Below are 24,300 nucleotides of genomic sequence, written 5' to 3' on the forward strand. Positions count from 1 at the left end.
CTCCTTGAACGTAGGGTCTCGGTGCCGCTGGACAGTCGCGGCCGGGCCGAGTCAGTAGGTGGCCCAGCGGAGCCGGGCCTATTCAAGTGACTACAGCGAAGCGCAGGAATTCGATTTTTCTTCGAGCCCTATCGCAAGGCCTTCACCGTTGGCGGGCTTGGGGCGGGTGACACGGTCGACCAGATAGACCAAGCCGTGGTAGTCGATTTCCCCATGATGCGTCAGACCAATCTCACACGTGCGGCTGGTGGAAATGCCCTCGGTGCAATATTGAACCGCGTCCTTGAGGCTTCGCAGCGAGTGGGCGTTGAGTTCGGGGGTGGTAAAGCCCTTGTCGCCGGCAAAACCACAGCAATGGATACCTTCCGGAATCACCACTTGTTTGCTGCATTGGCGCGCCAGATCGATCAGCGCCTGGCTTTCGCCGAGGTGCTGGGTACTGCACGTGATGTGCACCGCAATGGGCGCCTCCTGGGGGGTGAAATCGAGACGGTCCATCAAGTGAGTACGGATGAAACGCACCGGGTCATACAGGTCCAGGCGCACGTCACCCAAGTCCTGGACCAGCCGTAGCGTGCAAGGGCTGGTGTCACAGTAGATCGGGTCGAGCCCGCCGCGACTGGCGTGCAGCAAGGCGCCGATCAGTTCTTGGCGCTTGTGTTCGGCCTGCTCGGTGTAGCCTTTGGACGCAAAGGGTTGGCCGCAGCAGAGACTGTTTACATTGTCGGGAAAGACTACCTGATAACCGGCCTTTTCCAGCAGGCCGCGAGTCTTGTCGTACAGCGACATTTGCTCGTTGTCTCCCGCCGCCGGGCCCATGACTCGCGATGCGCACGCCGCCAGGTAAACCACCCTCGGACGCTCGTCCGACACGGCGGGGCTGAAACGAATGGCCTTTTCCGGCTGAGGCATGGCGTGGGTCCACTGTGGCACCTGGCCCTTGGACAGGCGTGTCAACGAGGCCGACAGTTTCGCCAGGCGGGGCGCGCCCAGCAGCATGCGTGCGCCGTTGGCGACGTGCAGGGCGAAGCGCGCGCCTTGCAGTGTGGTGGCGAAATTTCCTTCAATCCAGTTGGCAGTTTTCGTCTGCGTCGCGTCGCGGCTGCGCAGCTTTTTCACCAGCTCGCCGGTATTGATGCCTACCGGACAACGTTGTGCACACAGGCCCGTGGCGGCGCAGGTGTCGATGCCCTGGTATTGGTAGGCACGTTCCAGTTCGGTGGTGTCGGTGCCGGCGCGTTTCTTCGCTTGGATATCGCGCCAGATCACGATGCGCTGGCGCGGGCTCAAGGTCAGGTCCTTGGAAGGACAGACCGGTTCGCAAAAACCGCACTCGATGCACTTGTCCACAATCTCATCGGCGGCCGGCAGTGGTTTGAGGTGCTTGAGATGAATCAGCGGATCTTCGCTGAGCACCACGTCCGGGTTGAGAATGCCGTTAGGGTCGAGCAGGCGTTTGAGCTGCCACATCAATTGGTAGGCATCGCTGCCCCATTCCAGCTCGACGAACGGCGCCATGTTGCGCCCGGTGCCGTGTTCGGCTTTGAGCGAGCCGCCGAATTCCACCGCCACCAACTGCGCCACGTCATCCATGAACGCCTGGTAGCGTGCGACTTCTTCGGCGCTGTTGAAGCCTTGGGTGAAGACAAAGTGCAGATTGCCTTCCAGCGCGTGTCCGAAAAGGATCGCTTCGTCGTAGTGATGTTTGTCGAACAGTTCGATCAGACGGTTGACGCCGATGGCCAGTTGCTCGACCGGAAAGGTCACGTCTTCGATGATGACCGTGGTCCCGGTTTTGCGGACCGCACCGACGGCGGGGAAGGTGTCTTTGCGGATCGCCCAGAGCCGGGCGTTTTCCCGTGGGTCTTCGGTAAAGTCGACCTGTTTTTCCACCGGGAAACCGGCCAGGGAGGCCATGATCCGGGCCAGCTGTTCTTGTAGTAACGACGAAGAAGCCGCGCGGGATTCGATCAACAAGGCGCAGGCATTGATCGACAGATGCTGTACGAAATCCGGCATGCCCGGTTTGTCCTGAACCGAGCGCAGGCTGCGGCGGTCCAGCAGTTCGACGGCCGATACCGGCTGGCTTTTCAGCACGGTGACGGCGTTGCAGCAGGTTTCCACATCCGGGAATACGATCAGGGCCGAAGCCTTGTTCGGATGGTCGATGACGGTGTTGTAGGTCACCGCACTGATGAAACCGAGGATGCCTTCGGAGCCCACCAGCAGGTGGCTCAAGATATCCACAGGCTCGTCAAAATCCACCAGGGCATTGAGTGACAGGCCGGTGGTATTTTTCAGACGATATTTATGCCGGATTCGCGCTGCCAGCTCAGTATTGGCGCGGGTCTCGCGGCCAAGGGTGGCCAGGCGTTCCAGCAGGTCGCCGTGGCTTGTACGAAAAGCCGCCACGCTGCTGTCGTCTTCAGTATCCAGGCGCGTGCCATCGGCCAGGACCAAGCGAATGCCGGCCAGGGTGTGATAGGTGTTCTGCGCCGTGCCGCAGCACATGCCGCTGGCGTTGTTGGCGACGATGCCGCCGATTTTGCAGGCGTTGATCGACGCCGGATCCGGGCCGATCTTGCGCCCGAACGGCGCCAGCCAGGCGTTGGCCTGGGCGCCGATCACGCCAGGCTGCAAACGAATCTGCGTCCCTTGTTCGCGAATCTCGCGCCCGTTCCAGTTATCCCCTAGCACAATCAGCACCGAGTCGCTGATGGCTTGGCCGGACAGGCTGGTGCCGGCGGCGCGGAACGTGACCGGGACCTGGTCCCGTTGGGCCAGTTTCAGCAGGGCAATCACTTCATCTTCGGATTCGACGCGTACCACCAGTTTCGGAATCAGCCGATAGAAACTGGCGTCGGTGCCGAAGGCCAAGGTCGACAGCGGGTCGTCGAAACGGCGTTTCTGCGGGATCAGTCGTTCAACGTCGTGTAGGAAAGAGGCTGGAAGGGTCATTGGTCCTCCAGAATCAAAACCACCAGATCCTTCGGACCATGGGCGCCGTAGGCCAGGACTTGTTCGATGTCGGCAGTTTTCGACGGGCCCGATACCAGCAGGGCGTTGGTGGGCATGCCTTGGGCCCATTCGAATTCCTGTTGTACTTCATAGAAGTTGTCGCGGATCTCGCTGGCCTTGAGCAGGGCGAAATGCACCGGAGGCACCAGGCTCATCAGTCGCGGCTCTTCCCGCGTCGGCCAGAGAATCAGGCTACCGGTGGCAGCGATGGCCCCGAGGGTTCCGGTGAGGCTGGCCGGGGTGTCGTTGAACAGCTCGGCTTTCCATTCTTCCACCGGGCGGTCGTAGGCCTTGAGGGTTGGCAGGTCCGGATTGTTCGCCCAGAACTGTATGATTTTTTCCCCATGTGCGGTTGTCGGCGCGATGAGCAGGCTCGGCAGTTGACGGTCGCGCAGCAGTTGCGCGAGCAGGGCCGGCCAGCTCTCTGCTGAGGTCAGGTGGATTTCGGTGTGCACCGCCTCCATCAGCTTGCGCAATTGCGCGATACGTTCCTCGGGCGCATAGCGATAGGTTTGCGTCACCAGGTCGACATCGAAGTTGTCGGCAACCGGGGTGGCGCCCGTCAGGCTTTTACGCAGCTTGGCGAGGATATTGTCCTTGGCACTCATCGGCGGTCTCCCTGCTGGTTCAGGTGTTCGCGGGCCAGGTCATGCAATGAGCGGGCGGCGGGTTTGGGGGCGCTGTGGTTCTGGGTCCACGGGCCGACGTTTCGAGGCGTCAGGGCGCGCAGGCGCGTGGCGAGGAAGCCGAACAGCCGATACAGCCGCGGCGAGCTGTTGAGCCAGGCCCAGGCATTCCAGATGAACCGTTCCTTGGGCGAGTATTTGCTGCCCTGGCCACGCATCACTTGGTTAGGGCTGTCTGGCGCCTTGACGTTTTCTTCCCGCAGCCGCCGCAGCAACGCCGGGATTGGAATCTTCACCGGGCACACTTCGCCGCAGGCACCGCACAGCGAAGAGGCGCTCGGGTGGTCGGGCACCTTGGCCAGGCCGACCATGTGCGGCGTGATGATTTTTCCGATAGGCCCCGGGTAAACCTCGCCGTAGGCATGACCGCCGATTCGGGTGTACACCGGGCAATGATTCATACAAGCGCCGCAGCGAATGCAGTTCAGGGTCTGGCGCAATTCACTGTCGGCAAACGCCTGGCTGCGACCGTTGTCCAGCAGGACCAGGTGGACTTCCTGGGGGCCGTCCAGTTCATCGGCCTTGCGTGGCCCGGAGATCATGTTGACGTAGGTCGTGATGGGCTGGCCGAGGGCGGAGCGGGTCAGCAGCGAGAGCAGCGGCACGACATCACGCAGGTTCTCGACAACCTTTTCGATGCCGGTCACGGCAATGTGCACCGGTGGCACGGTGGTGGACATCCGCCCGTTGCCTTCGTTTTCCACCAGCAGCAGCGTGCCGGTTTCGGCGACGGCGAAGTTGACGCCGGAGACGCCGACGTCGGCCTCGAAGAACTTCTGCCGCAGGACCCTGCGGCCGATCTGAATGAGTTGGTCAACGTCCTTGGTGTACTCCACGCCGAGTTTGTCGTGGAACAAGGACGCGACCTGACCGGCATTCTTGTGGATCGCCGGCATAATGATGTGTGAAGGCTTCTCGTGGTCGAGTTGGACGATGTATTCCCCCATGTCGGATTCGAGACATTCAATGTCCCGAGCCTCGAGGAAATGGTTCATCTCCATCTCTTCGCTGACCATCGATTTGCCCTTGATCACTTGCCGCGCCTCGTGAGCGCGGATGATCGAAAGGACGATGCCGTTGGCTTCGTCCACCGTTTCCGCCCAGTGCACGTTCACACCGTTGCGGGTCAGGTTGGTTTCAAGTTGCTCGAGCAGGTCGGGCAGCTTGGATAACGCACGGGCGCGGACGGCATTGCCCAGCACCCGCAGGTGTTCTCTTTCGTGGGCATCGTTGAAGGACGTTGCCCGCTTGGTCATCAGTGAATCCATCGCACTGCGAAAGTTGTTTCGCAGTTGCGTGTCGTCCAGGGCCTTGTGGGCTCGGGCACGAAAATCTTCCTGCACCTCAACGGTCGGGATCAGCGTCGGCGTGCTCATGCGACACCTCCGATGCGCTGGCGGAGGAAACTCGCCAGGTGCTGGCCGCGTAACGCTTCTTGCTGCTTTTCCAGCGCGCCGTTGATGTTCATCAAACAGCCGCAATCGGCGCTGACGACCTGGTGCGCGCCGGATTCCTTCAACGCTCGGGTCTTGTCGGCCACCATCGCACCGGAAATATCCGGCATGCGAACGCTAAAGGTCCCACCAAAGCCGCAGCATTCGCTTTCGTGGCTGTGTTCGACTCGCTCCACATTGCGCAGCTGCGCCAACAACGCGCGACCGTGTAGGTGGGTATTCATTTCACGCCGTGCCGAGCAGGACGTATGCAGCGCGACCTTCACCGGCTCGCCGTTGTCGTTCAACTGCACCTTGCAGACAAACAGCAGGAACTCGGCCAGTTCATAGGTCCGGGCCGCCAGGGCCTGGACCTGCTTGAGCGTTTCCGGTTCGTCCTTGAACAGGTCGGCATAATGCTCGCGCAGCATGCCGGCACAGGAGCCCGAGGGCACCACCACCGGATAATCTTCGGCAAACAAGGCCAGTTGCGCCCGGGCCACCGTCCGCGCCTGCTCGGTGTAGCCCGAGGTGTAGGCCGGTTGGCCACAGCAACTTTGCCCCTGCGGGTAATCCACCCGGATCCCTTCGCGCTCCAGCAGATGAATCGCATCCATTCCGGCTTCGGGATAGAACAGGTCCACCACGCACGTGCCGAACAGATAGACCCGACGCGGTTTCTCGCTGGGGTACTGCCGAGGCTCGGGCAAGGGCGGGGCGACACGGGTCGCGTTCGGTACGGCGTTGTAAAAAAGCTCGCTCATCAGGCGTGTCTCCGGGTGGTCCCGGTTATCCGTCCGCTGAGGCTGCTGAATATAGCCAGGAAATCTTTCAGCAGCCTTGCAGACCCGGTTGTGAATAGCAGACGCCGAATCACGGTTCGGCGTCGGTTTTTCCAGTGTTGCGTGTAGGACTTAATGAACCAGCATGCCGGTAAACCAGTAGGCCTGGGCCAACGTGATCAAGCCGACAATCGTTGCAAAGAATAGGCTGTGTTTGAGGGTGAAACGGAACAGATCCGATTCCTTGCCCACCAGCCCGGTCGCGGCGCAGGCCACCGCGATCGATTGTGGCGAAATCATCTTGCCGGTCACGCCGCCGCTGGTGTTGGCCGCGACGAGCAAGGTGTCGCTGACGCCGATCTGGTGCGCGGTGGTGGCTTGCAGCGAGCTGAACAGCGCGTTGGATGAGGTATCGGAGCCGGTCAGGAACACGCCCAGCCAACCCAGGAACGGCGAGAAGAACGGGAACGCCGCGCCCGTGCCTGCCAGCACCAGGGCCATGGTCGACGACATGCCCGAATAGTTGGTGACGAAGGCGAACGCCAGCACCATGCCGATGGACAGGATCGGCCAGCGCAGCTCGAAAAGCGTCTCTTTAAAAGTGGTAAGACCAGTTTTGAGGTTGATCTTCAGTACCAGCATCGAGATCAGTGCGGAGAAGAAAATCGCCGTGCCGGTGGCAGAAATCGGATCCAGCTTGTACACGGCCGGGATGGCGGTGGGATTGATCACGATGGGCGCGACCTTGATCACCATCTGGTCCAGGTGCGGGATGGCGAAGTTGAACACCCAGCCGTACATCGAGCCGCCGGCGGCGAACATGGCCTTGAACGGCTTGAGGGTCCAGATCGTCACCAAGACGGTCAGGATCAGGAACGGTGACCACGCCTTGATGATTTCTCCCAGGCTGTAGGGCGACGCCACGGTGCTGCGCGGTTGGCCGAAACCGCCGGCGTTGGCGGTGACCGTTGCGCTGGCGGTGGTGCCGGCAATCTGGGCGCCGGCGGTGCGCTTGGGCTGCCAGATTTTCAGGAACAGCGTCAGGGAAATCAGGCTGGCCAGGGCGGAGGTGATGTCCGGCAGTTCCGGGCCGATGAAGTTGGAGGTGAAGTATTGGGTGATGGCAAAGCTCAAGCCGGCCACCAGCGCTGCTGGCCAGGTTTCCCGCACGCCGCGCAGGCCGTCCATCATGAACACCAGCCAGAACGGCACGAACAACGACAGCAAGGGCAATTGGCGACCGGTCATGGCGCCGATCTTGAACGCGTCGATGCCGGTGACCTGGCCGGCCACGATAATCGGGATGCCCAGCGCGCCGAACGCCACGGGGGCGGTGTTGGCGATCAGGCACAGGCCCGCGGCATACAAAGGGTTGAAGCCCAGGCCGACCAGGAGGGCGGCAGTGATCGCCACCGGTGCACCGAAGCCCGCAGCACCTTCCAGGAATGCGCCAAAGCAGAAACCGATCAACAGCACTTGCAGGCGTTGGTCATCGGTAATCGACAGCACCGAGCTGCGAATCACTTCGAACTGGCCGCTCTTGACGGTCAGTTTGTAGAGAAACACCGCGGCGACGATGATCCAGGCAATGGGCCACAGGCCATAGGCAAAGCCATAGCCGGCGGCGGCGAAGGCCATGTCTGCGGGCATGTTGAACGCGAAAATCGCCACGGCAATCGCCAGGGCCAAGGTGATGCTGCCGGCCACATGCCCCTTGAGGCGAAACACCGCCAGGGCCAGGAAGAAAAACACGATGGGAATAACGGCCGCAAGTGCGGACAAGCCGAGGCTGCCGAGCGGGCTGTAGAGCTGTTGCCAGGTTTGCATAATGGGTGGGCCCCTAATTGTTGTTGGTCAGGCACTGGTCAGCGATTTGGACAATTGGTAATACCAATTTACAAGCGCTGTCGGCTAGGGTAAAAGCCTTGGTTGTCGTGTGTCAATTTGCCGCCCTGAAACTTTCGTCGAATAAGCGGTGCAGAACGCATCTGATCCGTTCGAACAAATAGCTTTTGGTGGGTGTGAGCACGGCCCGGATGGGCCAGAATAGAGAGCCCGGCGAGCCGTCGGGATCGTGGAGAATTGAGTTATGGGGTTTGATCAGATTCGTCAGCGCCGTTTGTCTGACGATATTGTCGAGCGGCTTGAAGGCATGATCCTTGAGGGCACGCTGAAGTCGGGTGAGCGGCTGCCCGCCGAGCGGACCCTGGCCGAGCAGTTCGGTGTATCACGCCCTTCATTGCGTGAAGCGATCCAGAAGCTGACGGCCAAAGGCTTGTTGATCAGTCGCCAGGGCGGCGGCAACTATGTGGTGGAGTCGCTGGGCTCGACGTTCAGTGATCCGCTGTTGCAACTGTTGGAAAGCAACCCCGAAGCACAGCGCGATTTGCTGGAGTTCCGTCACACGCTGGAGGCTTCCTGCGCTTATTACGCGGCACTGCGGGCCACGGAAGTGGATCGCGAGCGGCTGACGGCGGCGTTTGGCGAACTGCAGGATTGTTACTCGCGCCACGACGAGGTCAGTCGGGCGGAGGAGGGCGCGGCGGATGCCCGGTTCCACCTGGCGATCGCCGAGGCCAGTCATAATGCGGTACTGCTGCACACCATTCGCGGCTTGTTCGACCTGCTCAAGCGCAACGTCGTCACCAATATCGGTGGCATGTACAAGCAGCGCAGCGAGACCCGCGACATGCTGATCAGCCAGCATCGGGAGTTGTACCAGGCCATTATGGACGGGCATGCCGAACAGGCGCGGGAAATCTCCAGCCGACATATCTTGTATGTGCAGGAAGTCTTGGAAGAGGTGCGTCAGGAAGTACAGCGTATGGCGCGGGCGGAGCGGCGCAAGGGAATCTGATCGTGCCGGCGAACCCTGTGGGAGCGAGCTTGCTCGCGATGGCGGTCTGCCTGATCCAACAATGTTGGATGCATCGCCGTCATCATCGCGAGCAAGCTCGCTCCCACAGTTGATTCCGGGCTAGTCTTCCTTGCCCTTGTTGCGCACCGCGCGCTGCAGCTCGCGGCCGGCATCGCGTTCGCGCTCGGTATCGCGCTTGTCGTACTCCTTCTTGCCCTTGCCCAGGGCAATTTCGCACTTGATCAAGTGCTTGCTCCAGTACAACGACGTGCAGACGCAGGTGTAGCCCTTCTGCTGCACGGAGGCGAAGAGCTTTTCCAGCTCGCGCTTGTTGAGCAGCAGCTTGCGCGAGCGCACGGGATCGGCGATGACATGGGTGCTGGCGGTGGTCAGCGGCGTGATATGACTGCCCAGCAGCCACGCTTCGCCGTCCTTGAGCAAGACATAACTGTCGACCAGTTGCGCCTTGCCGGCACGCAAGCTCTTTACTTCCCAGCCGGCCAGGACCATGCCAGCCTCGAAACGTTGTTCGATGAAGTAATCGTGTCGCGCCTTTTTGTTTTGCGCGATGGTCCCTGTGGGGTGTTTCTTCTGTTTAGCCATAGGGGCGGCATTATAGGCAGTTGCGTGCGTGTCGGCTACGGTGAAGCTGCGTGCTTGAGCACGTTGAGTGAATCCCGGACAATGCGGCCTCTTTTTTGAACGCTTGGGCGTGATCACGATGTCGACAGACAAGGTTTCTGTCCACGGCAGTTGGGCTAGCCGCTGGGTCTTCATATTCGCGGCGACCGGTTCTGCCGTGGGGCTGGGTAGTATCTGGAAGTTTCCATACATGGTCGGCGTCTACGGTGGCGGTGCCTTCGTATTGATGTTCCTGGCATGTATCGCCCTGATCGGCGCGCCAGTCATGCTGGCGGAGACACTGATTGGCCGTCGCGCCCGGCAAAGTCCGGCCAACGCGCTGAAGGTGTTGGCCGTGGAGGCCGGACACTCGCCGAAGTGGTCCTGGGGTGCGTTCGCCGGGATGATCACGGCACTGTTGATCTTGTCCTTCTATAGCGTGGTCGGTGGCTGGTCGCTGGACTACATCATCGACATGGGGCGAGGCGATTTCCAGGGCGCGACGCCTGATCAGGTCGGCGCTTACTTCGGCAATGTGATCGCCGACCCTTGGAGGCTCACGCTTTGGCACACGCTCTTCATGGTGCTTTCCGCCGTGGTGATTGCCCGAGGCGTGGTGGCAGGGCTTGAGCGCAGCCTGCGGATCATGATGCCCTTGCTTTTCGTGATGATCCTGGTCCTGCTGGGCTACAGCATGACGACCGGGCACTTCATGGAAGGCGTGCATTTCATGTTCGACTTCAAGCCGGAAAAAGTCATGGATGGCTTGCTGCCGGCCATGGGGCACGCATTCTTTTCCCTCAGTGTCGGGGTCGGTTCGATCATGATCTACGGCGCCTACATGCCGAAAAATGCGTCGCTGACCAGGACTGTCGTTGGTGTTGCGCTGCTGGATACCTTCGTGTCGCTGCTGGCGGGGGTGGCATTGTTTCCGATTGTGTTTGCTGCCGGCCTGAACCCCAGCGAAGGGCCGGGGCTGATGTTCGTCAGCCTGCCATTTGCTTTCGGGAGCATGGCGTTCGGCCAAGTCATGGGCGTGGTGTTTTTTGTCCTGGTGGCGATTGCCGCCTGGAGTTCGGCCATCTCTCTGCTTGAGCCCATGGTGGCCTATCTGGTTGAGCGCACCCGCTTGAGCCGCGCCTGGGTCACGTTCTGGCTGGCTTTCACTTGCTGGTTCGTGGGCTTGGGCACGGTGTTTTCCTTCAATATATGGAAGCAGGCGAAGTTTTTCGTGAACGAAGACGGGCTGTTCCGTCTCTACCAGTGGGGAGCAACCGGAGGGCTGGATTTCTTTGGCGTGATTGATTTCTTCACATCTCGGATCATGCTTCCACTGGGAGGTCTGTGTTTCGTGGTGTTTGCAGGGTGGATCATGGGGCGTGAAGCCGTGCGTGATGAGTTGTCGCTGCGCAGTCCTGTATTGTTCGCCTTGAGCCTGTTCTTGATGCGCTATGTGGCGCCCATTGGCATTCTCGTAGTGTTTGCCGCCCAGCTGTGGAAGTGACGCTTACATGACGACACATATTCAACGCTCGGCCTTGCTGCCCTACCCGGCGCAGGCGCTTTACGACTTGGTCAATGATGTGGCGAGTTATCCGGAATTCCTGCCTTGGTGCTCGTCTGCCGAGGTGCTCGAGAGCTCCGAAACCCATATGCGCGCCAGCCTCAGCGTCGCCAAGGGCGGCCTGAGCCAGCATTTTGTTACTCGGAATACCTTGGTGCCTGGCCAGTCCATCGAAATGAACCTTGAAGAAGGGCCATTCAGCCAGCTCCACGGTGTATGGGTGTTCAAGCCGCTTGGCGAGAAAGCCTGCAAGATCAGCCTGGACCTTTCATTTGACTATGCCGGCCCGTTGGTGCGAGCGACATTGGGACCGCTGTTCAATCAGGCTGCCAATACCCTGGTCGATGCGTTCTGTCAGCGCGCCAAGCAGAACGCAGAGCTCAAGCGTTGATCGAGATAGAAGTGGTGTATGCCTCGGTGGATCGCCAGGTCTTGCGCACATGCAGGGTGCAGGAAGGCACCAGTGTTCGCGCAGCGCTGGTGGCGTCGGGGATTACCGATGTATTCCCAGAGCTGGATCTTACAACTTGCCCGGTGGGGATTTTTGGCAAGGTGGTTGCCGATGTGGATAACCAAGTGGTGCAAGCGGCCGATCGATTGGAGATTTATCGACCTTTATTGGCTGATCCGAAGGAAATTCGCCGCCTGCGCGCGGCCAAGGCTGCCCAGGCGCGACAATCGGAGCAGTAACCTGGCTGGAATCGCAGACAAGAAAAAACCCGGCATGCCGGGTTTTTTTCTTGTCGCGGCTTATTGCGGCGACGTATCCAGAGGCTCCGGAGTCGGGACAGGTACGGTCTCGACGTTGTCCACGTCCTTCTGGATCTGGTCCAGCAACGAGCCTGGCTTGACCGGTTTTTCCGGTTTCGGCTGTTCGGCATTCTGGGCCGGGTCGGTCACGGTGGTGCCGCTGTCCTTGCCCATGATGGCCTCGTCGCGGCTCACGCCAGGCATGAAATCGCCCGACAGGCTGACGAGTTGGTCGTCAGGGCTGAAGATGACGCTGATGCGTTCCTGCTGGCGCTCACCGCCGCCTGGCTGCAAGCTGTACAGATAATCCCAGCGATCGGCATGGAACGTGTCGGTCAGCAGAGGGTTACCCATGATAAACCGTACTTGCCGGCGGGTCATTCCCGGGCGTAACTGGTCTATCATGTCCTGCGTGACGACATTGCCCTGCTGGATGTCGATTTTGTAAACCCCGGGGAATGAACAACCGGCGAGTGCGAGCAGTCCCACAAAGGTGAAACTGGTTAGCAAGAGCTTGGTGTTTTGCATCGGTGGGCGACTTCCACTATCTTGGCTGGGACAACGTAAACGCCGATCATACCCGCATTAAGAGAAGCTGCGAAGCAGCATCGCGAGAAAGCTGACCATGGTTGAAAATAGCGAACTACGCAAAGCCGGCCTCAAAGTGACCCTGCCACGGGTCAAGATTCTACAAATGCTCGATTCCGCCGAGCAACGCCACATGAGCGCCGAGGATGTCTACAAGGCGCTGATGGAGGCTGGTGAGGACGTCGGTCTGGCCACGGTTTACCGTGTCCTGACCCAGTTCGAGGCAGCTGGCCTTGTGGTGCGACACAACTTCGACGGAGGCCATGCGGTCTTCGAACTGGACGACGGCAAGCATCACGACCATATGGTCAACGTCGAGACCAGTGAAGTCATCGAATTCTTCGACGAAGAAATCGAGCGGCTGCAGAAAGCAATCGTCGACAAGTATGGCTTCGAGATGGTTGATCACAATCTTGTGCTGTACGTACGCAAGAAAAAGTAAGCATGTCGCGCGGACTTACGGTTCGCGAAACGAACGAAGGCGACCCCAGGGTCGCCTTCGTGCTTTCTGCCGTTCTCAGTTTTTCGCGGTAACGACCATTTTTTTCGCGTGGGCCAGGGATTCCTTGGTGAGGTCGATCCCGCCCAGCATTCGTGCCACTTCTTCTACACGCTCGTTTTTGTTGAGCTTCGACACGGCGGTGCGAGTCGCATCCTCGCCACGCACCTTGTGCACAAATAAATGCTGGTGCCCTTGGGCGGCGACCTGGGGCAGGTGAGTGACGGTCAACACCTGGCCACGTTCGCCCAGTCGGCGGAGCAATTGGCCGACAATTTCCGCTGTCGGGCCACCGATGCCCACGTCCACTTCGTCGAACACTAGCGTCGGTACGCGGGAGGTCTGCGCGGTGATGACCTGGATAGCCAGGCTGATTCGTGACAATTCACCGCCGGAGGCTACTTTGGCCAGGCCCTTGAGTGGTTGCCCGGGGTTGGCGCTGACCAGCAATTCCACCTGTTCCAACCCATTGGGTTGGAGTTCGTCGCCGGCGTTGGGGCGCAATTCGATGGTGAAGCGTCCACCCGGCATGCCCAGGCGCTGGATTTCCTGCTCCACGGCACTGGCCAGCCCTGTCGCGGCTTGGCGTCGCAGCTCGCTGAGCTCCTTGGCCTTTTCCTGATAATGACGGGCGTAGGAAGCCAATTCGTCCCCGAGGCGCTCGATGGACTCATCGTTGGCGTTCAGGGTCTCGAGTTCTTCCAGCAACCTCTGTTGGAGTTCGGCAACCTCGGTTGGCTGGATGCGGTGCTTGCGCGCCAGTGTATAGATAGTGTCCAGGCGCTCTTCCAGGTATTGCAGGCGTGCCGGGTCGGCGTCGAAATGATCGAGGAAGCGATTCAGTTCCCCAACGGCTTCCTCGACCTGGATCTGGGCGCTCGTCAGCAGATTGGTCGCTTCGCTCAGGGCGCCCACCGAATTGTTCACGCTGGATAGCCGGTTCAGGCTCGCCGTCAGCGCATTGAGCACGTTGCCCGAATCGCTCTCGCTGCATTGCTCGACCACCTGGCGGCAGATGCCCAGCAGGGTTTCGGCGTTGGTCAGGTTCTTGTGTTCCTGCTCCAGTTCTTCCAGTTCATGTTCACCCAGGGCCAGGTTCTCCAGTTCTTCGAGCTGGTAGCTCAATAGCTGGTGACGGGCACGCTGTTCATCGCCTGAATTGGAGAGGCGATCCAGTTCCTGCCGGGTCTGGCGCCAACGCTGGGCGGCCAGTTGGACCTGCCGGGCCAGGTCGGTGGCGCCGGCGTATTCATCGAGCAGGCGACGATGGGTGTCGGTCTTGAGCAGGGATTGGTGTTCGTGCTGGCTGTGAATGTCGATCAGCAACTCGCCGAGGGCCTTGAGGTCGCCCAGCGGGCAGGGCGTGCCGTTGATGTAGCCTCGGGAGCGGCCTTCGGCGGTGATGACCCGGCGCAGGATGCACAGGCCATCGGTGTCCAGGTCGCGTTCGGCCAGCCAGGCGCTGGCCTCGGGGATATCGACCAGGTCGAATGTCGCCAGGATGTCGGCCTTGTCCGCTCCGGGACGCACCACGCCACTGTCGGCGCGGTCGCCCAGGGTCAGGCCCAGGGCGTCGAGCATGATCGACTTGCCCGCGCCGGTTTCACCGGTGATCACGCTCATGCCTCGATCAAGTTCGAGGTCGAGGTGTTCGACGATGGCGTAGTTATGTACGGACAGGTGCACCAGCATAAGGCCGCTCCCGGGCTTTAGGTCTGGTTATTTATACAGTGTTTTGTTTCGGCCTGACAATGCCCTTGCTTAGCTCGATTTGCTTGGGAAAATGATTTTCTTAGCGCGGCACGGAATGATTATGCGGCTGTTTTTTGTAAGGTTAATTCGTCAGATGACCCTTGAAGCTGGAAAACCCGGCCCCATATACCGGGGCAGAAGCGCGAGTCGAGCTCGCGGACGAAGTTGAAAGGAGAAATCTCTATGGCTGACGAACAGACGCAGGACACGCAAAATCTAGACGCCAATCAGGCTTCCCAGGATTCCGGTGAAGACCTGTCGGCACGTGTACAAGTGCTCGAAGAGCAACTGGCCGGTGCGCAGGACCAGGCGTTGCGTGTAGCCGCCGACCTGCAGAATGTCCGCCGTCGCGCCGAGCAAGATGTAGAAAAGGCTCATAAATTCGCCCTGGAGCGTTTCGCCGGCGACCTGCTGCCGATCATCGACAGCCTGGAGCGCGGCCTGGAGCTGTCCAATCCGGATGACGAAAACATCCGTCCGATGCGCGAAGGCATCGAGCTGACCCTGAAAATGTTCCAGGACACCCTCAAGCGTTATCAGCTCGAAGCCCTGGATCCCCATGGCGAGCCCTTCAACGCCGAGCATCACCAGGCCATGGCGATGCAGGAAAGTGCTGACGTCGAGCCAAACAGCGTCCTGAAGGTTTTCCAGAAAGGCTACCTGCTCAACGGCCGCCTGCTGCGTCCGGCCATGGTCGTGGTCAGCAAGGCGCCGGCACCGGTTTCGCCTTCTATCGATGAGCAGGCTTGAAATCGGGCGCAGCGGCCCCATCTATAAGTCAAGCGTTTAAGTGCTACCGCAGTTAGCCACCACTGCTGCGGCAACAAAATCCAAGTTCCGGGAGAGTTAACATGGGCAAGATTATCGGCATCGACCTGGGGACCACCAACTCGTGCGTCTCCGTGCTGGAAAACGGCAAGGCCAAAGTTATTGAAAACGCTGAAGGCGCGCGTACCACGCCGTCGATCATCGCGTACGCCAATGATGGCGAGATTCTGGTTGGCCAGTCGGCCAAGCGTCAGGCAGTGACCAATCCGCATAACACCCTGTACGCGGTGAAGCGTCTGATCGGTCGCAAGTTCGACGAAGAAGTCGTTCAGAAAGACATCAAGATGGTGCCTTACAAAATCGCCAAGGCTGACAACGGCGACGCCTGGGTTGAAGTGAACGGCCAGAAAATGGCGCCGCCACAGATCTCGGCCGAGATCCTCAAGAAAATGAAGAAAACCGCCGAAGACTACCTCGGCGAAGCGGTGACCGAGGCGGTCATCACGGTCCCTGCCTATTTCAACGACAGCCAGCGCCAGGCGACCAAAGACGCCGGCCGCATCGCGGGTCTGGACGTCAAACGTATCATCAACGAACCAACCGCGGCCGCTCTGGCCTACGGCATGGACAAGGCCAAGGGCGATCACACCGTGATCGTTTACGACCTGGGTGGCGGTACCTTCGACGTTTCCGTGATCGAAATCGCTGAAGTCGACGGCGAGCACCAGTTCGAAGTGCTGGCAACCAACGGTGACACGTTCCTCGGTGGTGAGGACTTCGACATCCGCCTGATCGACTACCTCGTCGACGAATTCAAGAAAGAAAGCGGCATGAACCTCAAGGGTGACCCGCTGGCGATGCAGCGCCTGAAAGAAGCCGCTGAAAAAGCCAAGATCGAACTGTCCTCGAGCCAGTCGACCGACGTGAACCTGCCGTACATCACCGCAGACGCCACCGGTCCTAAGCACCTGAACGTAAAAATCTCCCGCGCCAAGCTCGAAGCGCTGGTGGAAGACCTGGTTCAGCGCACCATCGAACCTTGCCGCATTGCCATGAAAGACGCCGGTATCGACGTTGGCTCGATCAATGACGTGATCCTGGTCGGCGGTCAGACCCGTATGCCGCTGGTCCAGAAGCTGGTGACCGACTTCTTCGGCAAAGAAGCCCGTAAGGACGTGAACCCGGACGAAGCCGTTGCCATGGGTGCTGCCATCCAGGGCGCCGTTCTGGCCGGTGACGTGAAGGACGTTCTGCTGCTCGACGTCAGCCCGCTGACCCTGGGTATCGAAACCATGGGTGGCGTGATGACCGCGCTGATCGAGAAAAACACCACGATTCCTACCAAGAAATCCCAAGTGTTCTCGACGGCCGACGACAACCAGGGCGCCGTGACCATTCACGTGCTGCAAGGTGAGCGCAAGCAGGCTGCCCAGAACAAGTCCCTGGGCAAGTTCGACCTGGCCGAGATCCCGCCAGCACCACGTGGCGTGCCGCAAATCGAAGTGACCTTCGACATCGACGCCAACGGCATCCTGCACGTTGGTGCGAAAGACAAGGCCACCGGCAAGACCCAGTCGATCGTGATCAAGGCCAACTCCGGCCTGTCCGAGGAAGAAATTCAGCAGATGGTTCGCGACGCTGAAGTCAACGCCGAGGAAGACCGCAAGTTCGAAGAACTGGCCAGCGCCCGTAACCAAGGCGATGCCCTGGTGCATTCGACTCGCAAGATGATCGCCGATGCTGGCGAGAAAGTGACCGCAGAAGAGAAAACCGCCATCGAAGCGGCCGTGGTTGCCCTGGAAGCCGCTGTGAAAGGCGACGACAAGGCGGCCATCGAGGCGAAGATCGAGGAGCTGTCGAAGGTCTCCGCGCCTGTGGCTCAGAAGATGTACGCCGAACAGGCCCAGCCTGCCGAAGGCGCGGCTGCGCAGGGCGAATCGGCCGAGAAAGCCGACGACGTCGTCGACGCCGAGTTCGAAGAAGTGAAAGACCACAAGTAATCGCTTGTTGGTCGGCCGGTTGACTGCGTTTGTGCGGTGGCTGGTAGGATGTCGCCGCGCGGGAGCTTGCTCCCGCGTTGGCGTGTCTGGAGGCAACGAATTTTTTACAGCATGCGACAAAGCTCGGGTGCTGGCGGCGTGTTCGGGAATGCTCCTGCTTTCCGGCGATGGACGCCGCGTTTTGGCCGGGTACCTGGCTGAAAGTTTACGACCAGGATCGTTGAATTGACGTGAGTTGGGTCCGGGCCTGCATTGGGGCTCAACGAGTTTGGCAAGGTTCAGGAGAGGTTTGCCGGACGTCCTATAAGAGTGCAAAGACTAATGGCGAAGCGTGATTTTTACGAAGTATTGGGTGTCGAGCGGGGAGCCAGCGAGGCGGAGCTGAAGAAGGCTTATCGTCGCTTGGCGATGAAGCACCACCCGGACCGTAATCCCGGCGATAAAGCGTCGGAAGAGATGTTCAAGGAAGCCAACGAGGCTTACGAAGTCCTGTCCGATTCCAGTAAGCGCGCGGCCTACGACCAGTATGGGCATGCCGGTGTCGACCCGAGCATGGGTGGCGGCGGTGCCGGTTTCGGCGGCCAGAACTTCTCCGATATTTTCGGCGATGTGTTCAGCGATTTCTTCGGCGGCGGTCGCGGCGGTGCCCGTGGTGGCGCCCAGCGTGGCAGTGACTTGCGCTACACGCTGGAGCTGAATCTGGAAGAAGCGGTGCGCGGTACCACCGTCAATATCCGCGTGCCGACACTGGTCAATTGCAAGCCGTGTGATGGCTCGGGTGCCAAGAAGGGCTCCTCGCCCGTGACCTGCCCGACCTGCGGCGGCATTGGCCAGGTTCGCATGCAGCAGGGCTTTTTCTCGGTCCAACAGACCTGCCCGCGTTGCCATGGCCAAGGCAAGATCATTTCCGATCCGTGCGACTCCTGCCATGGCGAAGGGCGTGTCGAAGAGTACAAGACGCTGTCGGTCAAGGTGCCGGCCGGTGTCGACACCGGTGATCGCATTCGCCTGTCCGGCGAAGGCGAGGCGGGTGCCCAGGGTGGCCCGACTGGCGACTTGTACGTGGTCATCAACGTCCGTGAGCACGCGATTTTCCAGCGCGACGGCAAGCATCTGTTCTGCGAAGTGCCGATCAGCTTCGTCGATGCGGCCTTGGGTGGCGAGCTTGAAATCCCGACCCTCGACGGTCGCGTCAAGCTGAAAATCCCCGAAGGCACGCAGACCGGCAAGCAGTTCCGGATCCGTGGCAAAGGCGTCGCGCCAGTGCGTGGCGGTGGTGCAGGCGACCTGATGTGTCGCGTGGCGGTGGAAACGCCGGTCAACCTGGGGCGTCGTCAGCGTGAACTGTTGGAAGAGTTCCGCAACTCCCTGGCCGATGACAATAGCCACTCACCGAAAACCACCGGTTGGTTCGAAGGCGTGAAGCGCTTCTTCGGCGACCTGTAAGGAGTTCGCATGCGACGTATAGCTGTGATGGGCGCTGCGGGGCGCATGGGCAAGGCGCTGGTCGAGGCGGTGCAGCAGCGCTCACCGCTCTCCGGCCTCACGGCGGCCATCGTTCGGCCCGACAGTACGCTGGTCGGCGCCGATGCTGGCGAGCTGGCCTCGTTGGGGCGTATCGGCGTACCGATGTCCGGCGGCCTGGAGAAGGTGCTCGACGAGTTCGACGTGCTCATCGACTTCACCCTGCCGGAGGTGATGCTGAAAAACCTGGCGATCTGCCGCAAGCATGGCAAGGCCATGGTGATCGGCACGACCGGGCTGGATGCGACGCAGAAGCAATTGTTAGCCGATGCCGGCAAGGACATCCCGATCGTATTCGCGGCGAACTTCAGCGTGGGCGTGAACCTGTCGCTCAAACTGCTGGATCTGACGGCCCGGGTCTTGGGCGACGATGCCGATATCGAAATCATCGAGGCTCATCACCGGCACAAGATCGACGCGCCGTCGGGGACAGCCTTGCGCATGGGTGAAGTGATTGCCGATGCGCTGGGGCGTGATCTGCAGAAGGTCGCCGTGTATGGGCGTGAAGGGCACACCGGTGCCCGTGAGCGCGACACCATCGGTTTCGCCACGGTGCGCGGTGGTGATGTGGTGGGCGACCACACCGTGCTGTTCGCCACTGAAGGCGAGCGCCTGGAGATCACCCACAAGGCTTCGAGCCGGATGACTTTCGCCAAGGGCGCGGTACGTGCCGCGCTGTGGTTGGACGGCCGCGAGCCTGGTTTGTACGACATGCAGGACGTTCTCGACCTGCGTTGATGCCATTAAGAGCGGGGTTCAGGTTATACTGCGCCCCGTTTTACACCGCTTCGCGACGGCCTGTCGCATTCCCCTGCCTTTAAGGCTCATTAGCGGTGGACCAAAAAACCCTTTTTCTGTAAGCTACAGCTTTAGTGTGTCCACTAAAAGCGCGCAGAATAATTCAGTGAACAAGCGGGGTGACGTGTCCATACGTCACTCCGCTTTTTTACAACCTGCGATCGCCCTTTCAGGCTTTATTTACGGGAGGTCTTCTTGACTAAGCCAGCCATACTCGCCCTTGCTGATGGCAGCATTTTTCGCGGTGAAGCCATTGGAGCCGACGGTCAGACCGTTGGTGAGGTGGTGTTTAACACCGCAATGACCGGCTATCAGGAAATTCTTACCGATCCTTCCTACGCCCAGCAAATCGTTACCCTGACTTACCCGCACATCGGCAACACCGGCACCACGCCGGAAGACGCTGAGTCCGATCGTGTCTGGTCCGCCGGCCTGGTCATCCGTGACTTGCCGCTGGTAGCGAGCAACTGGCGTAACACGATGTCCCTGTCCGACTACCTGAAAGCCAACAACGTCGTGGCGATCGCCGGTATCGACACCCGCCGCCTGACCCGCATCCTTCGGGAAAAAGGCGCGCAGAACGGCTGCATCATGGCCGGCGACAACATTTCCGAAGAAGCCGCCATCGCCGCTGCCCAGGGCTTTCCTGGCCTCAAGGGCATGGACCTGGCGAAAGTCGTCAGCACCCAGAAACAATACGAATGGCGCTCCACGGTCTGGGACCTGAAGACCGACAGTCACGCGACGATCGAGGCTTCCGAGCTGCCGTACCACGTGGTGGCGTACGACTACGGCGTCAAGCTGAACATCCTGCGCATGCTGGTCGAGCGTGGCTGCCGCGTCACCGTGGTGCCGGCGCAAACCCCGGCCGCCGACGTCCTGGCCCTCAAGCCCGACGGCGTGTTCCTGTCCAACGGCCCGGGTGACCCGGAGCCTTGCGACTACGCGATCCAGGCAATCAAGGACGTGCTGGAAACCGAGACCCCGGTATTCGGTATCTGCCTCGGTCACCAGTTGCTGGCCCTCGCTTCGGGCGCCAAGACCCTGAAAATGGGCCACGGTCACCACGGTGCGAACCACCCGGTCCAGGACCTGGACACCGGCGTGGTGATGATCACCAGCCAGAACCACGGTTTCGCGGTGGATGAAGCGACCCTGCCGGCCAACGTTCGCGCGATCCACAAATCGCTGTTCGATGGCACGCTGCAAGGTATCGAGCGTACCGACAAGAGCGCGTTCAGCTTCCAGGGCCACCCTGAAGCGAGCCCGGGCCCGAACGATGTGGCGCCGCTGTTCGATCGCTTCATCAACGAGATGGCCAAGCGACGCTGACCGCGCGAAGCCCGAGGGCGGCCCCGAACACGGTGGCCCCCTCGGGCGCTTCAAAGATTGTTCGACGGCCTAGCCGACTGACCTGCGGATTTGAGTGACAAACCCATGCCAAAACGTACAGACATAAAAAGCATCCTGATTCTCGGCGCTGGCCCGATCGTGATCGGCCAGGCTTGCGAATTCGATTACTCCGGCGCCCAGGCCTGCAAAGCCCTGCGCGAAGAGGGCTACCGCGTCATCCTGGTGAACTCCAACCCGGCCACCATCATGACCGACCCGGCCATGGCCGACGCCACCTACATCGAGCCGATCAAGTGGCAGACTGTCGCCAAGATCATCGAGAAGGAGCGCCCGGACGCGCTGCTGCCGACCATGGGTGGCCAGACCGCGTTGAACTGCGCCCTGGACCTGGAGCGCGAAGGCGTCCTGGAGAAGTTCGGTGTGGAAATGATCGGCGCCAACGCCGACACCATCGACAAGGCCGAGGACCGTTCGCGCTTCGACAAGGCGATGAAATCCATCGGCCTGGACTGCCCACGCTCGGGCATCGCCCACAGCATGGAAGAGGCCAACGCCGTCCTGGAACGCCTCGGCTTCCCGTGCATCATCCGTCCGTCCTTCACCATGGGCGGCACCGGTGGTGGCATCGCCTACAACCGTGAAGAATTCGAAGAAATCTGCGCCCGTGGTCTCGACTTGTCGCCGACCAAGGAACTGCTGATCGACGAATCCCTGATCGGCTGGAAAGAATACGAAATGGAAGTTGTCCGCGACAAAAAGGACAACTGCATCATCGTCTGCTCCATCGAGAACTTCGACCCGATGGGCGTGCATACCGGCGACTCGATCACCGTTGCGCCGGCCCAGACCCTGACCGACAAGGAATACCAGATCCTGCGTAACGCCTCCTTGGCGGTACTGCGCGAGATCGGCGTGGAAACCGGCGGCTCCAACGTCCAGTTCGGCATCTGCCCGAACACCGGTCGCATGGTGGTCATCGAGATGAACCCACGGGTATCCCGTTCGTCGGCCCTGGCCTCCAAGGCCACCGGTTTCCCGATCGCCAAGGTCGCCGCCAAGCTGGCCGTAGGCTACACCCTGGACGAGCTGTCGAACGACATCACCGGTGGCAAGACCCCGGCGTCCTTCGAACCGTCCATCGACTACGTTGTCACCAAGCTGCCACGCTTCGCCTTCGAGAAGTTCGCCAAGGCCGATGCCCGCCTGACCACCCAGATGAAGTCGGTCGGTGAAGTCATGGCCATCGGCCGGACCTTCCAGGAATCCCTGCAGAAAGCCCTTCGCGGCCTGGAAGTGGGTGTCTGTGGCCTCGATCCGAAGCTGGATCTGAACGACCCGGAAAGCATGAGCGTGCTCAAGCGCGAGCTGACCGTGCCGGGTGCCGAGCGTATCTGGTACGTGGCCGATGCCTTCCGCGCCGGCATGACCGTCGAGCAGATCTTCGGCATGAACATGATCGACCCTTGGTTCCTGGTCCAGATCGAAGATCTGATCAAGGAAGAAGAGAAGGTCAAGACCCTGGGCATGTCCAGCATCAACCGCGACACGATGTTCCGCCTCAAGCGCAAAGGCTTCTCCGACATGCGCCTGGCCAAGCTGCTGGGTGTGACCGAGAAGAGCCTGCGTGCCCATCGTCACAAGCTGGAAGTGTTCCCGGTCTACAAGCGCGTCGACACCTGCGCGGCCGAGTTCGCCACCGACACCGCCTACCTGTACTCCACGTACGAAGAAGAGTGCGAAGCCGCACCATCGACCCGGGACAAGATCATGATCCTGGGTGGCGGTCCTAACCGGATCGGCCAGGGCATCGAGTTCGACTACTGCTGCGTACACGCGGCACTGGCCCTGCGTGACGACGGTTACGAAACCATCATGGTCAACTGCAACCCGGAAACCGTGTCCACCGACTACGACACCTCCGATCGCCTGTACTTCGAGCCAGTGACCCTGGAAGACGTGCTGGAAATCGTCCGCGTCGAGAAGCCAAAAGGCGTAATCGTCCAGTACGGCGGCCAGACCCCACTGAAACTGGCTCGCGCCCTTGAAGCCGCCGGCGTGCCGATCATCGGCACCAGCCCGGATGCCATCGACCGCGCCGAAGACCGTGAGCGCTTCCAGCAGATGGTCGAGCGTCTGAACCTGCGCCAGCCGCCAAACGCCACCGTGCGTAGCGAAGACGAAGCGATTCGTGCCGCCGCCAAGATCGGTTATCCGCTGGTGGTGCGTCCGTCCTACGTACTGGGCGGTCGTGCAATGGAAATCGTCTATCAAGAAGACGAGCTCAAGCGCTACCTGCGCGAAGCGGTCCAGGTGTCCAACGACAGCCCAGTGCTGCTGGACCACTTCCTCAACTGCGCCATCGAGATGGACGTGGATGCGGTCAGCGACGGCAAGGACGTGGTGATCGGCGCGATCATGCAGCACATCGAGCAGGCCGGTGTTCACTCCGGTGACTCCGCCTGTTCGCTGCCGCCGTACTCGCTGCCGGCGCACATCCAGGACGAGATGCGCGAACAGGTCAAGAAAATGGCCCTGGAGCTGGGTGTCATCGGCCTGATGAACGTGCAACTGGCCTTGCAAGGCGAAGATATCTACGTCATCGAAGTCAACCCACGCGCTTCCCGTACCGTGCCGTTCGTTTCCAAGTGCATCGGTGTTTCCCTGGCGATGATCGCGGCGCGCGTCATGGCTGGCAAAACCCTGAAAGAGCTGAACTTCACCAAGGAAATCATCCCGAACTTCTACAGTGTGAAAGAGGCGGTGTTCCCGTTCGCCAAGTTCCCTGGCGTGGACCCGATCCTCGGCCCAGAGATGAAGTCCACCGGTGAAGTGATGGGCGTGGGCGATACCTTCGGTGAAGCCTTCGCCAAGGCCCAGATGGGCGCCAGCGAAGTGTTGCCGACTGGCGGCACGGCGTTCATCAGTGTGCGTGATGACGACAAGCCACTGGTTGCAGGCGTAGCCCGTGATCTGATCAACTTGGGCTTCGAAGTGGTTGCCACTGCCGGTACTGCCAAGCTGATCGAAGCGGCGGGCCTGAAAGTGCGCCGCGTGAACAAGGTGACCGAGGGCCGTCCGCACGTGGTCGACATGATCAAGAATGACGAAGTCACGCTGATCATCAACACCACCGAAGGTCGTCAATCGATCGCCGATTCCTATTCCATTCGTCGCAATGCGCTGCAGCACAAGATCTACTGCACCACGACCATTGCTGCGGGCGAAGCGATCTGCGAAGCGCTCAAGTTCGGTCCCGAGAAGACCGTGCGTCGCTTGCAGGATCTACATGCAGGATTGAAGGCATGAG

19 protein-coding genes are annotated in these 24,300 nt (G+C 60.5%); 11 read left to right on the plus strand and 8 right to left on the minus strand.

Annotated elements, in window-relative coordinates; all coding sequences use genetic code 11:
* Positions 1 to 90 precede the first annotated feature (90 nt).
* The 5 genes from J3P85_RS03705 to J3P85_RS03725 all read right to left on the minus strand — a co-directional run bounded on the left by J3P85_RS03705 (position 91) and on the right by J3P85_RS03725 (position 7,746).
* Positions 91 to 2,958, minus strand: coding sequence for an FAD-binding and (Fe-S)-binding domain-containing protein (locus tag J3P85_RS03705; protein ID WP_434704954.1), 2,868 nt, complete (start codon positions 2,956 to 2,958; stop codon positions 91 to 93).
* Complete coding sequence (locus J3P85_RS03710; protein ID WP_434704955.1) at positions 2,955 to 3,626, minus strand: LutC/YkgG family protein; 672 nt, start codon at positions 3,624 to 3,626, stop codon at positions 2,955 to 2,957. The genes J3P85_RS03705 and J3P85_RS03710 overlap by 4 nt, the downstream gene beginning before the upstream one ends.
* Complete coding sequence (locus J3P85_RS03715) at positions 3,623 to 5,080, minus strand: LutB/LldF family L-lactate oxidation iron-sulfur protein (protein WP_434704956.1); 1,458 nt, start codon at positions 5,078 to 5,080, stop codon at positions 3,623 to 3,625. The genes J3P85_RS03710 and J3P85_RS03715 overlap by 4 nt, the downstream gene beginning before the upstream one ends.
* Entirely contained in the window at positions 5,077 to 5,901 is an 825-nt protein-coding gene (locus J3P85_RS03720) for a (Fe-S)-binding protein (protein WP_250964014.1), read from the minus strand. Before J3P85_RS03720 ends, J3P85_RS03715 begins: the two co-directional genes overlap by 4 nt.
* A 150-nt stretch (positions 5,902 to 6,051) precedes the next feature.
* Positions 6,052 to 7,746: a lactate permease LctP family transporter gene (locus tag J3P85_RS03725; protein ID WP_434704957.1), complete on the minus strand. Its 1,695-nt coding sequence runs from the start codon at positions 7,744 to 7,746 to the stop codon at positions 6,052 to 6,054.
* Positions 7,747 to 8,008: 262 nt separating this feature from the next.
* On the opposite strand from J3P85_RS03725, the gene J3P85_RS03730 reads away from it, so the two are divergent.
* On the plus strand, positions 8,009 to 8,776 hold the full coding sequence (locus tag J3P85_RS03730; protein WP_434704958.1) for an FCD domain-containing protein: 768 nt from the start codon (positions 8,009 to 8,011) through the stop codon (positions 8,774 to 8,776).
* Positions 8,777 to 8,896: 120 nt separating this feature from the next.
* On the opposite strand, the gene smpB is transcribed toward J3P85_RS03730, so the two are convergent.
* A complete protein-coding gene (gene smpB / locus J3P85_RS03735) occupies positions 8,897 to 9,379 on the minus strand; it encodes an SsrA-binding protein SmpB (protein ID WP_042730880.1) in 483 nt (160 codons plus the stop codon).
* Between the two features lie 118 nt (positions 9,380 to 9,497).
* Here smpB and J3P85_RS03740 point away from each other — a divergent pair, with 118 nt between their 5' ends.
* Genes J3P85_RS03740 through J3P85_RS03750 form a run of 3 tightly spaced genes read left to right on the plus strand, consistent with a single transcriptional unit; the run spans position 9,498 to position 11,651 of the window.
* Positions 9,498 to 10,901, plus strand: coding sequence for a sodium-dependent transporter (locus J3P85_RS03740; protein WP_434572422.1), 1,404 nt, complete (start codon positions 9,498 to 9,500; stop codon positions 10,899 to 10,901).
* 7 nt (positions 10,902 to 10,908) lie between these two features.
* On the plus strand, positions 10,909 to 11,352 hold the full coding sequence (locus tag J3P85_RS03745) for a type II toxin-antitoxin system RatA family toxin (RefSeq protein WP_434704960.1): 444 nt from the start codon (positions 10,909 to 10,911) through the stop codon (positions 11,350 to 11,352).
* The gene (locus tag J3P85_RS03750; RefSeq protein ID WP_434704961.1) at positions 11,349 to 11,651 is read left to right on the plus strand and encodes an RnfH family protein; all 303 of its coding nucleotides are present in this window, start codon (positions 11,349 to 11,351) and stop codon (positions 11,649 to 11,651) included. Before J3P85_RS03745 ends, J3P85_RS03750 begins: the two co-directional genes overlap by 4 nt.
* A gap of 60 nt (positions 11,652 to 11,711) precedes the next feature.
* Here the strand turns inward: J3P85_RS03750 and J3P85_RS03755 are convergent, their stop codons facing one another.
* Positions 11,712 to 12,239 carry an outer membrane protein assembly factor BamE gene (locus tag J3P85_RS03755; RefSeq protein ID WP_014336565.1) on the minus strand — a complete coding sequence of 176 codons (528 nt, stop codon included), beginning with the start codon at positions 12,237 to 12,239 and terminating at the stop codon, positions 11,712 to 11,714.
* 97 nt (positions 12,240 to 12,336) lie between these two features.
* Here J3P85_RS03755 and fur point away from each other — a divergent pair, with 97 nt between their 5' ends.
* Positions 12,337 to 12,741: a ferric iron uptake transcriptional regulator gene (fur, locus tag J3P85_RS03760; protein WP_003197684.1), complete on the plus strand. Its 405-nt coding sequence runs from the start codon at positions 12,337 to 12,339 to the stop codon at positions 12,739 to 12,741.
* Between the two features lie 75 nt (positions 12,742 to 12,816).
* Here fur and recN read toward each other — a convergent pair whose 3' ends face one another.
* Complete coding sequence (recN, locus tag J3P85_RS03765; RefSeq protein ID WP_434704962.1) at positions 12,817 to 14,490, minus strand: DNA repair protein RecN; 1,674 nt, start codon at positions 14,488 to 14,490, stop codon at positions 12,817 to 12,819.
* A 243-nt stretch (positions 14,491 to 14,733) separates the two neighbouring features.
* Between recN and grpE the strand changes: the two genes are divergently transcribed.
* The 6 genes from grpE (at position 14,734) to carB (ending at position 24,299) form a co-directional block, all read left to right on the plus strand.
* Entirely contained in the window at positions 14,734 to 15,300 is a 567-nt protein-coding gene (gene grpE, locus J3P85_RS03770; protein ID WP_186705980.1) for a nucleotide exchange factor GrpE, read from the plus strand.
* A gap of 101 nt (positions 15,301 to 15,401) precedes the next feature.
* Positions 15,402 to 17,318, plus strand: coding sequence for a molecular chaperone DnaK (gene dnaK / locus J3P85_RS03775; RefSeq protein WP_014336568.1), 1,917 nt, complete (start codon positions 15,402 to 15,404; stop codon positions 17,316 to 17,318).
* Between the two features lie 321 nt (positions 17,319 to 17,639).
* The gene (dnaJ, locus tag J3P85_RS03780; protein WP_039592325.1) at positions 17,640 to 18,764 is read left to right on the plus strand and encodes a molecular chaperone DnaJ; all 1,125 of its coding nucleotides are present in this window, start codon (positions 17,640 to 17,642) and stop codon (positions 18,762 to 18,764) included.
* Between the two features lie 9 nt (positions 18,765 to 18,773).
* Positions 18,774 to 19,580 carry a 4-hydroxy-tetrahydrodipicolinate reductase gene (gene dapB / locus J3P85_RS03785; protein ID WP_186705981.1) on the plus strand — a complete coding sequence of 269 codons (807 nt, stop codon included), beginning with the start codon at positions 18,774 to 18,776 and terminating at the stop codon, positions 19,578 to 19,580.
* A 255-nt stretch (positions 19,581 to 19,835) separates the two neighbouring features.
* Positions 19,836 to 20,972 carry a glutamine-hydrolyzing carbamoyl-phosphate synthase small subunit gene (carA, locus tag J3P85_RS03790; protein WP_207963344.1) on the plus strand — a complete coding sequence of 379 codons (1,137 nt, stop codon included), beginning with the start codon at positions 19,836 to 19,838 and terminating at the stop codon, positions 20,970 to 20,972.
* A gap of 105 nt (positions 20,973 to 21,077) precedes the next feature.
* Positions 21,078 to 24,299: a carbamoyl-phosphate synthase large subunit gene (gene carB / locus J3P85_RS03795; protein ID WP_186705982.1), complete on the plus strand. Its 3,222-nt coding sequence runs from the start codon at positions 21,078 to 21,080 to the stop codon at positions 24,297 to 24,299.
* Position 24,300: the final 1 nt, after the last annotated feature.

It is taken from the genome of Pseudomonas sp. Z1-12, from assembly GCF_051132015.1.
In the GTDB taxonomy this organism is placed as follows: Bacteria; Pseudomonadota; Gammaproteobacteria; order Pseudomonadales; family Pseudomonadaceae; genus Aquipseudomonas; species Aquipseudomonas zanjanensis.

Excerpts from the sequence above, each read along its gene's own strand:
- J3P85_RS03705 (WP_434704954.1), bottom strand. The coding sequence starts at position 2,958 with ATGACCCTTCCAGCCTCTTTCCTACACGACGTTGAACGACTGATCCCG.
- J3P85_RS03710 (WP_434704955.1), bottom strand. The coding sequence starts at position 3,626 with ATGAGTGCCAAGGACAATATCCTCGCCAAGCTGCGTAAAAGCCTGACG.
- J3P85_RS03715 (WP_434704956.1), bottom strand. The coding sequence starts at position 5,080 with ATGAGCACGCCGACGCTGATCCCGACCGTTGAGGTGCAGGAAGATTTT.
- J3P85_RS03720 (WP_250964014.1), bottom strand. The coding sequence starts at position 5,901 with ATGAGCGAGCTTTTTTACAACGCCGTACCGAACGCGACCCGTGTCGCC.
- J3P85_RS03725 (WP_434704957.1), bottom strand. The coding sequence starts at position 7,746 with ATGCAAACCTGGCAACAGCTCTACAGCCCGCTCGGCAGCCTCGGCTTG.
- J3P85_RS03730 (WP_434704958.1), top strand. The coding sequence starts at position 8,009 with ATGGGGTTTGATCAGATTCGTCAGCGCCGTTTGTCTGACGATATTGTC.
- smpB (WP_042730880.1), bottom strand. The coding sequence starts at position 9,379 with ATGGCTAAACAGAAGAAACACCCCACAGGGACCATCGCGCAAAACAAA.
- J3P85_RS03740 (WP_434572422.1), top strand. The coding sequence starts at position 9,498 with ATGTCGACAGACAAGGTTTCTGTCCACGGCAGTTGGGCTAGCCGCTGG.
- J3P85_RS03745 (WP_434704960.1), top strand. The coding sequence starts at position 10,909 with ATGACGACACATATTCAACGCTCGGCCTTGCTGCCCTACCCGGCGCAG.
- J3P85_RS03755 (WP_014336565.1), bottom strand. The coding sequence starts at position 12,239 with ATGCAAAACACCAAGCTCTTGCTAACCAGTTTCACCTTTGTGGGACTG.
- fur (WP_003197684.1), top strand. The coding sequence starts at position 12,337 with ATGGTTGAAAATAGCGAACTACGCAAAGCCGGCCTCAAAGTGACCCTG.
- recN (WP_434704962.1), bottom strand. The coding sequence starts at position 14,490 with ATGCTGGTGCACCTGTCCGTACATAACTACGCCATCGTCGAACACCTC.
- grpE (WP_186705980.1), top strand. The coding sequence starts at position 14,734 with ATGGCTGACGAACAGACGCAGGACACGCAAAATCTAGACGCCAATCAG.
- dnaK (WP_014336568.1), top strand. The coding sequence starts at position 15,402 with ATGGGCAAGATTATCGGCATCGACCTGGGGACCACCAACTCGTGCGTC.
- dnaJ (WP_039592325.1), top strand. The coding sequence starts at position 17,640 with ATGGCGAAGCGTGATTTTTACGAAGTATTGGGTGTCGAGCGGGGAGCC.
- dapB (WP_186705981.1), top strand. The coding sequence starts at position 18,774 with ATGCGACGTATAGCTGTGATGGGCGCTGCGGGGCGCATGGGCAAGGCG.
- carB (WP_186705982.1), top strand. The coding sequence starts at position 21,078 with ATGCCAAAACGTACAGACATAAAAAGCATCCTGATTCTCGGCGCTGGC.